The sequence below is a fragment of the Pseudomonas sp. LG1D9 genome (assembly GCF_002949995.1).
GTDB lineage: Bacteria > Pseudomonadota > Gammaproteobacteria > Pseudomonadales > Pseudomonadaceae > Aquipseudomonas > Aquipseudomonas proteolytica.
Genome location: NZ_CP026881.1, coordinates 2,881,262 through 2,896,357 on the forward strand (window position 1 = coordinate 2,881,262; position 15,096 = coordinate 2,896,357).

At 61.2% G+C, this 15,096-nt stretch carries 4 protein-coding genes; all 4 read left to right on the forward strand.

All coding sequences use genetic code 11. The annotated features are described in order from the left end of the window. Positions 1-346: 346 nt before the first annotated feature. The 4 genes from C5F71_RS13740 to C5F71_RS13755 all read left to right on the forward strand — a co-directional run bounded on the left by C5F71_RS13740 (position 347) and on the right by C5F71_RS13755 (position 15,084). Positions 347-2,929: an autotransporter outer membrane beta-barrel domain-containing protein gene (locus C5F71_RS13740; RefSeq protein WP_104911320.1), complete on the forward strand. Its 2,583-nt coding sequence runs from the start codon at positions 347-349 to the stop codon at positions 2,927-2,929. Between the two features lie 513 nt (positions 2,930-3,442). Continuing rightward, positions 3,443-5,161: a ShlB/FhaC/HecB family hemolysin secretion/activation protein gene (locus C5F71_RS13745; RefSeq protein WP_104911321.1), complete on the forward strand. Its 1,719-nt coding sequence runs from the start codon at positions 3,443-3,445 to the stop codon at positions 5,159-5,161. 30 nt (positions 5,162-5,191) lie between these two features. Continuing rightward, the gene (locus C5F71_RS13750; protein ID WP_104911322.1) at positions 5,192-14,206 is read left to right on the forward strand and encodes a hemagglutinin repeat-containing protein; all 9,015 of its coding nucleotides are present in this window, start codon (positions 5,192-5,194) and stop codon (positions 14,204-14,206) included. 11 nt (positions 14,207-14,217) lie between these two features. Beyond that, on the forward strand, positions 14,218-15,084 hold the full coding sequence (locus tag C5F71_RS13755) for a PoNi-like cognate immunity protein (RefSeq protein WP_104911323.1): 867 nt from the start codon (positions 14,218-14,220) through the stop codon (positions 15,082-15,084). Positions 15,085-15,096: the final 12 nt, after the last annotated feature.

The following is a 15,096-nucleotide window of genomic DNA, read 5'->3' on the forward strand; positions in this document are numbered from 1 at the left end:
AGGAAGTTTCCTATTTTGCTTGCTCGTCATTCCTACGACAATCGCGCGGTTAACCCGCCTTCCCAAGCGTATTTTTAACATCGAATTATAATTTTTGTTATTAATCAATCGGTTAGCTGGCTCTCCGGATGAGCCTTTCACGAGATTAAAAAGCGCAGTGCCAACAACCTGCCCGCCACTGATCGCGAACCGGTATTCAACCTGCCAAAAATTGTGCAGGCCATTGATCAGCTCAATATACAGGTCGCCGGGTAGCGGCAGGCGAGGGCCAATTAGGCCATTACGGTTTTACACCTGCAGCCACCGAGATAGTGGGCGGATTTGCCCGTCATACATGGAGTTTTACATGAAGCCAAAGCCGTTTAAAAAAAGCCTGCTGGCTTTGATCGTTGGGGCTATCAGCACCCAAGTGCTGGCCGTTGAAGTGGACGTTGGCCAAGGCAAGAGTACCTTGAGCGGCGGGATATTTAGTGAATCACTGACCTTCACCGGAACGGTGACTCAGCCCACGAACGTGACCGCTAGCCAAGGCATTAGCAATTGGATGGGAGTGAGTGTCGCCGATACGAGAATTCAGGGTTCGTTGATCAATCGTGCAGATATTATTTTGGATGGTCAGGGTCGCGATATCCGAGGGTTTGCCGTGGACCCATCGCTGCAACTGACTGCCAATCCAGGGAGTAGCACCGTCACTGGTGATGTTATCCAGGCAGCTAACATCACCCAGAGTAACGGGGCGTTTCAAGCTTTTGAGATTGGTGCTACTACGATTGGCGGGAGCGTGATCAACTCCGGGACCATCCAATCCACAGCCCCAGTATCCAATCCCTGGACTTTTCGCGATGGTATTCGGTTGCATGGCACCACGGTGGCGGGGGACGTTTCCAATACCGGCGTGGTACGAATGACGGGAGTTAACTCGCTTGCTATGGTGCTGGACCGAGGAGGACTCTCCCCAATCAGCATCGGCGGCAAGATTCTCAACTCCGGTACGTTGTCTGTCACGGGCGACGACTCCTGGGCTTTCGAGGTGGAAACCCCTACATCTCCCTTGAGGATCGAAAACAGTGGCCTGATTTCCGCGAACGGCGCAGCTACCGCTGGAGTGGTGTTTTATGACGGCACTGTCGATTACATCCTCAACACCGGCACGATCGAAGCAAAAGGCGAGAAGGCTGATGCTTTTGACTTCCACGGAGCAACTTTCGCTCAGAACAGTGCGCCCGGCTCTCGCGGTATCGTCAACCGAGGCATCATCAGTGCCGATGGCGTAGCCATTTATGCCGATATTGACGAGCAAACCTCCCCCTTCGAAATCAACCAGCAAGCCGGTGAAATCCGTAGCAATTCCGGCACGGCCATCGATGCTGCCAACCTGGCGAGCCTGAACTGGAGTGGCGGTAAAATCGTCGGTGATGTGCTTGGTGTCACGGGTGTGAATATCACTGGCCAGGCGGACTTTACCGGCAAGAGCATTGCCAGCCCGGTGTCGATCAATGCAGGTTCGTTGAACCTGTCTGACGCCGGCACCGCGATCACTGGCGACCTGAATGTAGCCAGCGGCGCCTGGGTTGATATGCGCCTGTCCAACAGCGTCGTGCCGACGACGCCTTATTTGACGGTCAGCGGCGTAGCGAATTTCGCCCAGGGCTCCAACGTGACCTTGAGCGCTAAGCCCAGTGATTTCACAGCCGTGCCTAGCGGTATTGAATACACCCTGTTGCAAGCCTCCAGCGTACAAAACAATGGCCTGACGGTCGCCAGTAGCTCGTCGTTGCTGGATGTATTCAGCTACTCGGCCGATGCGCAAACCGTCAAGGCGGTGGTGGGCTTGAAGAGCGATGAGCAGGTTCAGGAGGATCTGGGGGGCGTAGGTGCTGGCGCGGCGTCGGTCACCGCACTCAACCAGTTGAAGAACGAGGTGCTGGGGCAACTGAGCCAGGACGACGCGGTGTTCCAGGCCGTGGCCAACGCCGGCACCGCCCAGCAATTGGCGCAGATTGGCGAACAGCTCAAGCTGGACGTGAACCGTGGCGCGCTGGACGTGGCCTTGTCCGGGCAGACGGTGGTCAACGGCGCGATCCTCAATCGCCTGGCCGGTCAGCGCGATGGCAGTGAGCGTGGCGGTGTATGGGTGCAGGGACTTAGCAGCAACATGGACCAGGATGGTCGCGGTGGCGACAATGGCTACTCGGCCAACAGCAGCGGTATGGCGGTAGGTGTGGACGGTCGTTTGAACGACGCCACCACTGTGGGGGCGGCGTACAGTTACCTCAACTCTAACATTCACTCGGACCTGGGCAACAAGACCGAAGTGCAGGGCAATGCCCTGTCTCTGTACGGCAACTGGTCGCTGCAAAACTGGTTTGTCGATGGCAGCCTGAGCTACGGCTTCAACGACAACGACAGCAAGCGCCACGTCGCTGGCACCACGGCCAAGGGCAGCTACGACAGCCGGGCGTTGTCGGCCAGCGTGCTGGGCGGCTACAGCTTCAAACCGTCGGACAGCGTGCTGATCGAACCGCGTGTAGCGGCGCGTTATTCCAGCGTGCGTATGGATGGTTTCAATGAGAAGGGCTCTTCGGCAGCGCTCAGCACTGGTTCGCAGCGCTATGAAGTGGGCGAGTTGGGGGCGGGCGTGCGCTTGGCGGGCAACCTGCCGTTGGGCGCCGGTACCCTGCAACCGGAAGCGACCTTGATGGCCTATCACGACCTAATGGGTGATCGCGTTGCGCAGACTTCAAGCTTTGTGATGGGTGGTTCGGCGTTTACCGTCACGGGCGCTTCGGTGGTACGCAATAGCTACGAAGCCAGCCTGGGCCTGAATTATCAGGTGTCGGCGCTGACGGTGGGTGCCAGCTACACCCGTCAGGCGCGTAGCGGGTTTGACGCCGATGGGGTGATGGTCAAGGCGCGGTATGCGTTTTAAATAACAAGGCGCAGACAAACGGGGGGGGCAGGCCACGATTGAATTTTAATCGTGATCTGTCCCCCTTTTCATTTCCCCTGTAGGAGCCGGCGCCGGCGATGGTCGTCAACGATGACGCTAGGCATCTGACACCCCGCGGCGGTCTCCTCGCCGTCATCGCTGGCTAGCCAGCTCCTACAGGAAGGGATCTGCGGTACCTATCGTCAGAAATGGGATCCAATTCACAAAATAACCGCGAACTTTTCCGCCTCTTTGGCTACTAAACCATCTCGGCACAACATTGATGGCTAACTAATGGCAACTTTCAAGTTGCGCCGAAAGCTGTATCAAAACTGATACCGCTTGTCGGAATAAAAATTCCGAATACAAGCATTTAATTGTTGCTGATAGTTTTTATCGTTATTTATCAGCAGCTTATAGGTGATTTAATTTTTAGCTTCAACTAGCCGAACATTTTGGCTGGGTGGAAGTTCGATGTTAGTTTGCCGCCCCTTGTTATTCGATGGATCGAACATGCCTTCGTTATTGCCACGGATTCGGTATTCACTGTGTATTGCCCTGTTCGCCCTCTGCGCGTCTAACAGCGCGGTGGCTGCGACTTCGCCAGGTGATCAGGACCTGATCCGCGAGCGGCAGAACCGCCTGCTTGAAGAGCAGCGCCGGCGCCTCGAAGACCTCAAGGAATTGCCCGGCAAAGAAGTCAAACCCGCAACGCCCACCGCTCCGGTGGATAGCCGTTGCTTCCCGATCAAGACCATCGAGCTCAAGGGCGCCGACAACCTGTCCGCCACCGAGCGTGAGCGTTTGATCAAGCCCTATATAGACAAGTGCCTGGGCGTGGCCCAGCTCAATCAACTGCTCAAGGCCGTCACCGATCACTACATCGACAAGGGCATGGTCACCAGCCGTGCCTACTTGCCGCAGCAGGACTTGTCCAAAGGGCATCTGCAAGTGTTGGTGGTGGAAGGCAAGCTCGAAGGTTTGAAGGGCGCCGACGACAGCACGTTGTCGGCACGCGAGTTGGCCATGGCTTTTCCGGGTAAAAACGGCGACTTGCTCAACCTGCGGGAAATCGAACAGGCCATCGATCAGCTCAACCGTTTGCCCTCCAACCAGGCACAAATGGAACTGGCCCCCGGCGATGCCATCGGCGGCAGTTCGGTGCTGGTGAAAAACAACCCGCAAAAGCCCTGGCGCGCCAGCCTGTCGCGTAATAACGACGGGCAGAAAAGTACCGGCGAGCAGCAGTGGGGCGCCGGCCTTGAGTGGGACAGCCCCCTGGGCCTGGCCGACCAGTTGGTGTTGCGCGGTGGGCATGACGCGATCAGCGATCACCAGAAGACTTCAAAAAACGGCATGCTCTATTACAACGTGCCGTGGGGCTGGTGGAACTTCAGCTACACCTACAGCGAGAGCGACTACCGCGCGCTGGGCCAGGCTGACACGTTCAGCTTCAAGCAATCGGGCGACAGCCAGAACCACCAACTGCGCGCCGAACGCGTGGTGCATCGCGATGACGTGAGCAAGACCTCGGTCAACGTCGGCCTGTCCCACTTGCGTACCAACAACTACGTGCTCAGCACTCGCCTGGACAGCAGCACGCGCTTGAGCGAGATGCAGGTCGGCATCAACCACGGTCGGCGGGTCGGCAGTGCCTTCGTCAACATGGATCTGGGCATGCAGAACGGCATTGGCCTGCTCGATGCCCAGTCCCAGGACGAACGTGGCGAATTCGGCAGTCGCCAACCCAATTCGCGCTACCGCAAATACACCGCCACCGTCAGCTACCTGCAGCCGTTCACGCTGTGGGGCGAGTCGTTCAGCTTTACCAGCGTGGCCACCGGCCAACGCAGTGAAGACATGCTGTTCAGCCCGCAGCGCATGAGCCTCGGTGGCTCGTCTTCGGTGCGCGGCTTCAAGGACCAGCAGCTCAATGGCGACAGCGGCGGCTACTGGCGCAACGACCTGCGCTGGTCGCGGCCGGTGCTGGTGGATTGGTTGCGCCCGGCCTTCGGCGAATACGGTGTGAGCCTGGGTTACGACCAGGGCGTGATCCGCAATGACCGCTACAACGACATCGTCCACGGCCGGGTTTCCAGCAACTCCGTGGAGCTGTTCGCCCGTGGCAAAAACGTCAGCACCAGCGTGACCTTTGCCCACTCTTTGGAACGTCCGGCAGTGATGAGCGAGCGCGAAGCGCCGATCTACTTCCGGATGGATTTCTACCTGTAATTCAACGCCTAGCCGCATCGAGAATTTGACATGGACGTCCGCCAGTTTGCCTTCCTCGCCCGCCTGCCTTCTGCTGCCTTGAAGCGTCGTGACGCGTTCTGCGGCCTGCCCAAGCGCGGCCTGGTGCTGATCCTGGCCAACGCGCTGTTCTGGCAACCGCTGCTGGCCCAGGCCGACGGCATCGTGGTCAGCGGCCCCGGCACCACAGTGGGCGCAGCGGGCAATGGCGTGCCGGTGGTCAACATCGCCACGCCCAATGGCAGCGGCCTGTCCCACAACCACTTCAAAGACTACAACGTCGGCCCCAATGGCGTGATCCTCAACAACGCCGGCGGCCCGTTGCAGTCCACCCAGTTGGGCGGGATTATCGTCGGTAACCCCAACCTCAAGGGCGGCTCGGCGAATGTCATCCTCAACGAAGTCAACGGCGGCAGCGCCAGCCAGTTGCGCGGCTACACCGAAGTGGCGGGGCAGTCGGCCAAGGTCATCGTCGCCAACCCCTATGGCGTGACCTGCAATGGCTGCGGCTTTATCAACACCCCCAACGTGACCCTGACCACCGGTAAACCGATCCTCGATAACGGTCGCCTGGACCGTTATCAGGTCGATGGCGGCGCCGTGACCATCGACGGCCAGGGCTTGAACGCGAGCAACGTCGACCGCTTCGAAATCATCACCCGCACCGCCAAGATCAACGCGCAGATCAATGCGCGCAACCTGACCGTGATTGCCGGGCGCAATGATGTTGAGGCCCAGACGCTAAAAACCACTGCGCGCGCCGACGATGGCAGCGCCAAGCCGGAATTGGCGATCGATTCGTCGGCGCTGGGCGGCATGTACGCCGGCGCGATCAAGCTGGTGGGCACCGAGGCCGGTGTCGGGGTGAAACTGGACGGCACTTTGGCGGCCAGCGCGGGCGATATCCAGCTCGATGCCAACGGGCACCTGAGCATGGCGCAAGCCGCGGCCAGTGGCGCGATCGACGTCAAGGCGGCGAGCCTCGACGCCAAGGGCCCGGCCTACGCCGGCACCGCCCTGACGGTGAAAACCAGCGGCGACCTGAACACCCAGAAAAGCCTCGCAGCCCGCGACACGGTGCGCCTGAGCAGCGGCGGCAAGTTGACCAACAACGGCGTTATCGAAGCCGGCGTAAATGCCGATAACACCCGCACCACCACCGGCGACGTCAGTCTCGACGCCCGCGATATCCGCAACAACGGTAGTGTGGTTGCCAGCCGTACCGCCACCGTCAAGGCCAGCCAGACCCTGGATAACCAGGGCGGCGTCATCAGCGCCAGAAAGGCCCTGGACGTCACCGCCAGCACTGTGGATAACCGCAACAAAGGCCGCCTGCTGACCAGCGGCAGCACCCAGTTGACCGCCGCTGCGCTGCACAACAGCCAGGGCGAAATCATCAGCGATGGCGCGTTGCAGGCCAACGTTGCACAGGTCAATAACCAGGGCGGCGTGGTGGTCAGCCACGACACCCTCAGCGTGACCGGCGACAGCCTGGATAACAGCAACAAAGGCGTGATTTCCAGCGCCGCCGCGCAAACCCTGACCCTCCGCGGTGCACTCAACAACAGCCAGGGCGGCGCCATCGACAGCGCCGGCGCCTTCACCTTGCGCGGCAACAGCCTGGACAACAGCGCCGGCAGCCTGACCGGCAACGGCGCGCTGACCCTCGACCTGCTGGCCGACCTGATCAACCGCAACGGCAAGCTGGCCAGTGCCGGCCCGCTGTCGATCGAGCGTGTTGCAGCCCTCGACAACCAGGGCGGCAAACTCACCAGCCAAACCTTGCTGACGGTGTTGGCGGCCAGCCTGGACAACCGCAACAGCGGCACCCTGGCGGCAAACGCCGGGCTGATCCTGAACACCAGCGGCCTGGTGCAAAACGACAACGATGGCCTGATCCACAGCGAAAACGCCGGCCTGAATCTCACGGTCGGCAGCCTGAACAATGCCGGGGGCAAGCTCTCGGCCAAGGCGGGTGATGCGCTGATCAACGCCGGTGTTTTCAACAACGGTAACGGTGGTGTATTCGCCGGCCAGCGCGTGCGCCTCAGTGGCGGCAGCGTCGATAACGCCGGGCAGATCGCCGGTCAGCAGGTCGACCTCAGCCTGCTGGGCGCCCTTAACAACCGTGGCCTGATCGAAAGCGCCAGCACCCTGGCTATCGCCGCCGCCAGCCTGAGCAACCAGGGCGGGCAATTGCGCGCACTGGGCACCACTGGCAAAAGCCGCCTGGCGATTGGCGGTGTCTTGGATAACAGCGGCGGCAAGCTGGAAGCGGCCAATGCCGACTTGAGCCTGGCCGCCGGCACCTTCCAGAACCAGGGCGGCAGCGTGCTGCATGTGGGCACCGGGGTGTTCGATATCGCCGGGATCAACCTCGATAACGTCGGCGGCAGTCTGGTGACCCAAGGCGATTTGAGCCTGGATAAAACCAACTGGACCAACAGCAGCCTGATCCAGGCCGGCAACCTCACGGTCAATGTCGACACCCTTGAGCAAACCACCACCGGGCAATTGCTCGCGGCCAACCGTATCAAAGGCACGGGCCAGAACTGGTCCACCCAGGGCGTAATCGCCAGCAACGGCAGCCTCGAGCTGAGCCTGGGCGGCACCCTCAACAACACCGGCCGCCTGACCGCCGCCACCGACTTCACCCTGGCCAGCGCTGCGGTGAACAACCTCGGCACCCTGGGCAGCGGTCGCGCCATGACCCTGACCACCGCCAGCCTGCTCAACCAGAACGGTTTGCTGTTCAGCGGCGGCGATATGAGCCTGCGGGTCGAGCGCCTGAAAAACCTCGGTGCCGATATCTATGCCATGGGCAACCTGAGCATCGACCGCGACGGCAAAGGGGCCTTGGCCACCAGCATCATCAACAGCTCGTCGAGCATCCAGAGTGACGGCAGCCTGAGCCTGGCCGCTGGCACTATCCAGAATATCCGTACCGTGTTGACCAGCGAGTCGGGGATCTATAGCGCGTCGATCAGCCCGGTGCAGTGCATTGAAAACGTCAACGGTGGCGACTGCGACGGCGGCAAGGAAAACCGTCCGTTCTTGATCGCCCAGCGTGATCGCCTGAGGGTCACCGACGCCAGTGCGGCCTCCAGCATTACCTCTGGCGCCAACCTGCTGTTGGTCGGCGGCGATGTGCTCAACAGCAGCAGTAGCATCGCTGCGGCCGGCAGCCTGACGGCGCGGGTCAACCAGTTGACCAACATCGGTCTCGAAACCCACGACACCCTCACCGAGCGTGTGTTCTCTTCTGAACGTACCCGTCACCCGGAAGGCTACAACCGGGCCGCTGCGCAATTTACCCAGCGTTATTCGATGGGCGGCGCAGCCTACGACCCCAATAATCTGGGTGGCCTGGAAGCGGCGATGGCCGGCTTTATCGGCGGCATGGAGCGCCAGTGGGGCGATACCAAAACCACCCAGCTGGCGGCTCCGGACCAGCGCTACGCAGCAGTGATCCAGGCGGGCGGCGCGGTGAATATCCAGGCCCAGGCCGGTATCGATAACAGCGTGGTGCGCGGCGGCTACACCTACGTCGGCAGCGGCGCGAAGACCGACACCAACGCCCCCGGCTTCTCCACCCAGGTGCACCTCAACGGGCAGTTGCCACCGGACGTCGCCCAACAACAAGTCAACCCTCTGGGCCTGCCGGGCTTCAGCTTGCCCACCGGTCAGAATGGCCTGTTCCACTTCAGCGACGGCAGCGGCGTGCAGGGCCTGCCCAACAGCCAGTTTGCCGCCAACCCGCACAAGTACCTGATCGAGACCAACCCGCAGCTGACCAACATGGCTGAGTTCTTGAGTTCCGATTACATGCTGGCCAAGTTGGGCTACGACCCCGATACCAGCCAGAAGCGCCTGGGCGATGGCTTCTATGAACAGCGCCTGATCCAGCAAGCCGTGGTCGCCCGCACTGGCCAGCGTTTCATCGACGGCCAGACCAGCGACGCCGGTGTGTTCAAGTACCTGATGGACAATGCCATCGGCGCGCGCCAGCAACTGAACCTGGCCGTGGGCGTGAGCCTCACCGCCGAACAAGTGGCGGCCCTGACCCACGACATCGTGTGGCTGGAAAACGCCAGCGTCGCCGGCCAGCAAGTGCTGGTACCGGTGTTGTACCTGGCCCAGGCCAGCAATCGCCTGGCCCCCAACGGTGCACTGATTTCCGGCAGTGACCTGAGCCTGATGACTGGCGCCAACCTCAACAACGTCGGCACGCTGCGCGCCACCAGCAACCTGGGCGCCAATGTGGGCGGCAACCTGAGCAATAGCGGGCTGATGGAAGCCGGCAACCGTCTCGACCTGCTGACCGGCAATAACCTCAACAACCGTGCCGGCGGGATCATCGCCGGGCAGCAGGTCAACCTGGTGGTGGGCGCCGACCTGCTCAATGAGCGCAGCGTCACCACGCACCAGAGCGCCAGCGACTACCGCATCGAGCGCACCGACTTTATCGACAACGCGGCGCGCATCGAATCGGCCAGCACCCTGGCGATTCAGGCCGGGCGCGATATCAACAGCGTCGGCGGTGCCCTCAAGAGTGGCGGCGACACCACCGCCCAGGCGGTGCGCGACGTGAATATCGTCTCGGCACAAACCCTGGACAGCGGCGCCATTGGCAACCGTTCGCGCCACGAGATCATCACCCAGCAAGGCTCGGTGGTTGAAGCCGGGCGCGACTTCCATGTGGTCGCCGGGCGTGATGTGAGCGCAGTGGGCAGCCAGATCGAAGCCAAGCGCGATATCAGCGTCGGTGGCGTGCGCAACGTCAACCTGGCCGCGGCGGCCAACGAGCAGCATTCGGCGTACAACTCGAAAAAGGTCAAGAGCATCGAGGACCATGTCAGCCAGGTGTCCACCGTGCTCAAGGCCGGCGGCAACCTGACCTTGAATGCGGGCGAGGATTTGCTGTTGCTCGCCAGTAACGTCAGCGCTGGCAATGAAGCGTACCTGGTGGCCGGCAAGAACCTGGCCCTCAAGGCCGCCGAAGATCAGGACTACAGCTTCTACAGCAAGACCAAGAAAAGTTCGTCCGGGAAAAAATTCCGCCTCGATGAAACCGACACCGTCAACAACGTGGGCAGCAGCGTCAGCTCCGGCGGTAACAGCACCCTGGTAGCCGGTGAGAACCTGCTGCTGGCGGGCAGCAGCGTTGCCGCCGACAAAGGCGCGGCAAAACTGGTGGCGGGCAAGGATGTGCAAATCGTCGCCGTGACCGACGCCGAAAGTGCGCGGCATGAGCGCAAAGAAAGCAAAAGCAGTTGGGGCGGGCTGAAGTCGAGCAAGGTCCAGGACAAGGTTGACGAGAAACGCACCATGGCCGTGGGCAGCATGGTTTCTGGCGAGACGGTCAGCGTGGTGGCGGGGCAGGATGCGAAAGTGACCGGCTCGGCGCTGGTCAGCACCGGCGACCTGGCCGTGCAGGCCGGGCGTGACCTGACCATTGATGCGGCGCAGAACACCTTTTCGCGCACCGACATGCACAAGGAAAAAAATCGCGACCTGACCGGCGTGTTGACCGGCAACAAGCTGGGCCTGGACGACATCACCGGCAATCAGCACCTGTCGATCAGCAGCAGCAAACACAACGGCACCGCCCAGGAAACCACCCTGACCGGCAGCACCATCGGCTCCAGCGAAGGCAATGTTTCGTTGATTGCCGGGCGTGAGTTGAACGTGGTCGCCAGTGACCTGGTCAGCACCAAGAACATGGACCTCAGTGGCTCCAACGTGACCATCACCGCCGGTGCTGAAACGGCGCGGCAAACCACGCAAGACAGCTCCAAAAGCCTGGCCGTGGGCCGGGTGATTGGCGGTGCGGTGATTGATACTGCGCGCAGCATCCACGATGCCACTGAAGCGGCGAAGAACGCCGATGACCCGCGCCTCAAGGCGGTGAAAATCGCCCAGGCTGCGCTGGCCGCCTACAACCTGGGTGGCCAGGCCTCGGACGCCAACGGCCAGAGCGCCGGCTTCAAGAACAAAGAGGGCGGTTCGCCCAGCAACGGGTCGTTGATCAAGATCGGCACCGAACTGGCCAACACCCGCAGCAAGGCCAGCAGCGAGTACAACAGCCTGACGGCGCGCCAGAGCACGCTCAATGCGGGGCAGGATCTGTCGATTGTCGCCACCGGCGAAGCGCCTGGCACCCAGGGCAATATCGAGATCACCGGCAGCAGCCTGAAAGCCGCCAACACCTTGTTGCTGGCCAAGAACAACGTGTTGCTGCAAAGCGCCCAGGACACCGTCGACCGCAAGAACGATGGCTCGACCAACAAGACTGCCATTGGCGCCAGCTTCAACATCGGCGAGCAGAACGGCTTCACCCTCGACCTGGGTGCACAGGGCGCGAAAAACAACGGTAATGGCAACTCGGTAACCCAGGTCAACACCACCCTGGACACCGGCTCGCTGCTGCTCAAAAGCGGCGGCGACACCACCCTCGCCGGTGCCCAGGTGCGCGCCGATCGCATCCAGGCCGACATTGGTGGCGACCTCAATATCCTCTCGCGCCAGGACACCGAGTCTTCGCGCAGCAAGCAGAGCAGCGCAGGCTTTGGCGCGAGTATCTGCATCCCGCCGTTCTGCTACGGCTCCACCGTCACCGGCTCGGCCAGCATCGCTGCGGCCAAGATGAACAGCGACTACAAGGCCGTGACCGACCAGACCGGCCTGTTTGCGGGGGCCGGCGGTTACGACATCAATGTCGGCAAGACCACCACCTTGCAGGGCGGGGTGATTGCCAGCGAAGCGGCGGCGGTGAAGAACCGCTTGAGCACCGATCGCCTGATCGTCAGTGATATCAAGAACACCAGTGAGATCCAGAGCCAGTCGGCGGGTCTGTCTGCATCATTCAGCAGCAGCGGCGGCACCTCACCGGGTGGCAGCATTCCGGTGGCGCTCAAGGAAGACGAGCGCAGCCACACCCGCAGTGCGGTCAGCGATGGCACGATTGTGGTCCGCAACCCCGAGGGCGCCAATGACCTGGTGGGGCTCAACCGCGACACCGCCAATGCCAACCAGAAGCTCGACCGCCCAGACGAAAAGGCCATGCAGGAGCGCATCGACCTGATCCAAAGCTCGGCGCAATTGGCCAGTGGGGTGATCGGTGCGGTAGCCAAAGCCAAGGCAGATGAAGCCAAGAAGCTTGGGCAAGAGGCAAAAGACCAGGCCACCGCGGGCTCGCCAACGGCGGGTGCTGCGGCCCAGGCGTACGAGACGGCGAATGCCGAGGCGCTGCGCTGGCAAGTGGGTGGCGACAAAAAACTGATGGCCGATATTGCGTCCGGGCTGATTGCCGCCGGGCTGGGCGGCGCTACCGGCGGTACGGCGGTGGGGATCGTGGCCAATACATCGGCCAGCGATATCTTCAATAAAATCGGCAGTTTTGCCGACGAGCAGAAAAACCGCAAAGACATCGACAGCGCAACCAAGGCCGCCTGGGCCGAAGGCGGCGCAGCGCGCGTTATGTTGCACGCATTGGCGGGCGCTGCGTTGGGGCTTTCCAGCGGCAATGTGCAGAGCGGCGCGTTGGGTGCGGGCGCCTCGGCGGCGCTGATGCCCTCGATTCTGCAAGCGCTGGAAGACAGTGGCATGAAAGAGGCCGACCGTAAGGCCGTGGCTACGCTGATTGCCTCCGGCGTGGGGACGGCGGTCGGTTCCGGGCATGGCACCGGCGGCGCCATTGTTGCCGGTGGCACTGCGGCCAGCGTGGATCGGTACAACCGTCAGTTGCACCCGGACGAGATCAAGTTCGCCTCCGACAAGGAGCGCGTCGATCGCTATGCACAAGCGCAGGGCATCACCGAAGAGCAAGCACGCATAGAGCTGCTGCGAACGGCGGCGGCGATGGTCGATCGCGGCTGGAACACCGTGTTGGGTGTCGAGGATGGCAACACCACGACGGCGGCCAGCTTCTTGCGCAGCGAGCTTTCGCAGTCCAAAAGCGCGGACCTGTTCCAGGTCAGCCTGGCCGATTACAACAATGAACGGCTGGGTCTGTCGCGCCTGATGAAAGACCGGCCGTCGGTTGAAAACCTGGTCAAGTACATTGAGCTGGTCGACCCTTACAAGTACCTGCATGACCCGAAAAACATGGCCGAAATCCTCAATGCCAAAGGTCAGGGCAGTGCCGAGGGTATTGCCAATGCCGTAGAGGATCTGGCCAGTTTCGGTTCCAAGACGGCGCTTTGGGCGATGAGTACCGTCAATTGCCCTAGCTGTGGCGGTCGGCAATTTATCGCGGCGGTAGAGGCGGTGCAGAGCTTGCCCGAAGAGCTGAGGCTCAAGGGCTATCTGGACACCCTGCATATCATGCAGGGCTATGGCGCCGACGTGCTGCGCCAGAACGAGATGATCGCCACCTCTACCGGCGTGGGCCTCGGCCTGGGCGGCGCGGGTGTCGGTGGTGCTGGCGCGACGACCACCCGCCTGACCGGCGAGCTGGCCGGGGTGGTGGGCAAACGCTTCACCGGTATCATCAACGAAGCGGCCGAGCAGGCACTGCTCAAGAGTGGCGGTATCTATGGGCCTGATGGCAAGCCGCTGATGGACCTTGGGGTTTTGACCAGGGAGCAGAAAGGTGTGATGGGAGACTTGTTTGGCGAGCGCTCTGTGCGGCAAATCGTTCCCGAAGGACAGAAGCTGGCCCGCGTGCCGGGTATCGGGGAAACAGGGGTCGATGATCTTTATAAGGTCACTCGCCCGGATGTCGACTTTGTTGTTATCGAGTACAAGTTCGTTGGGGATAACAAGAAGTCTGGCTCCTCGGGGTTAGGCAATACGCAAGATGGCAAGCAAGGCTCGACCTCATGGATTCTTGGCGGCGATCGTCTGGAACGTGCGGTTGGAGAGAATCAGAGTATGGATGTACGGCTCGCCGTGGACGCGAACCGCACGGAGACTTGGGTCGTGAGAACGCGTCCAGATGGCGCGACAGAAATTGAAGTGCTTGATGCCCGCGGAAAAATCAAAGCGGTAGACACGTCTAAAATTTTACCGTCCGAAAGACGTTAATGAGGTTCTCCATGATTCGCGCACCTTTGGGAGATAAACAGTATTGGGATGGTCGTGAGGCAAAGGATCTGCAATGGATAGAGCGCGTGAGCCAAACGTTGTCGCAGCCGTCGGCCAATCCGGTATACAGAGCGCAATTTGCGTTCGACTTTGCCAAAGATAATTTGCGTGCAGCCATTCGCGTCTACTCGCGAGGCAGTCCTGTTGCATCGATGGCTACGTACTTTCCCGCCATCATGGATGCATGGGAGCTTTCCAATCGGGAGTCCGACACGATATGTGCTGAAAATGCGCTGCAGACTTGCCGTGACTGGACCTTCGAGTTGGCGGACCTGAACCACTACATCTGGTGTTTCTGGTTGGTGAGCCTGGCGCTGGCGCTGGAGATTCCCGACGACCAGTGGCGTCGGCTGGTCGCCTTGATCGGCGAAGGCGGGCAGGACGTTCTGCTGGATCGAATCATCGCCTCCCGTCAGCCTGGGCGCGTGATTGGTGAACAGCTATTGCACGCCAAACCTTATGCGAGGCTGCTCAAGGCCATCGACGCGCCCCAGCAACAGCAGGCCTCGCTGTTGCGGGCGTTCGTGGAACATTGGTACCTGGAGCTGAACCGACGCGGTAAACAGCAACCCTGGTGGTATGTCTATGGCGATCCGGTAAAACACCCCCTTGAGATGGGTAGCTACTTCGGCCGCTGGTGCTTTGAGGCGGTTGCCGCGGTCAAGGCGTTCGGGCTCGATGACAGCGCCTGCCTGGGGCATGAGCATTACCCCGGCGACTTGCTCCACCCCAGTGAAGACGTTATCCCGGCACCAGCCCCTGCCCGCGTAGAAAAAGCCGGCTGGCTGGCGCGGTTGTTTGGGCGCTCAGATGTATAAGCCTTTGGATCT

What these genes read in the sequence shown, in the direction of transcription:
- C5F71_RS13740 (WP_104911320.1), top strand. Translation starts at nt 347, where the DNA reads ATGAAGCCAAAGCCGTTTAAAAAAAGCCTGCTGGCTTTGATCGTTGGG.
- C5F71_RS13745 (WP_104911321.1), top strand. Translation starts at nt 3,443, where the DNA reads ATGCCTTCGTTATTGCCACGGATTCGGTATTCACTGTGTATTGCCCTG.
- C5F71_RS13750 (WP_104911322.1), top strand. Translation starts at nt 5,192, where the DNA reads ATGGACGTCCGCCAGTTTGCCTTCCTCGCCCGCCTGCCTTCTGCTGCC.
- C5F71_RS13755 (WP_104911323.1), top strand. Translation starts at nt 14,218, where the DNA reads ATGATTCGCGCACCTTTGGGAGATAAACAGTATTGGGATGGTCGTGAG.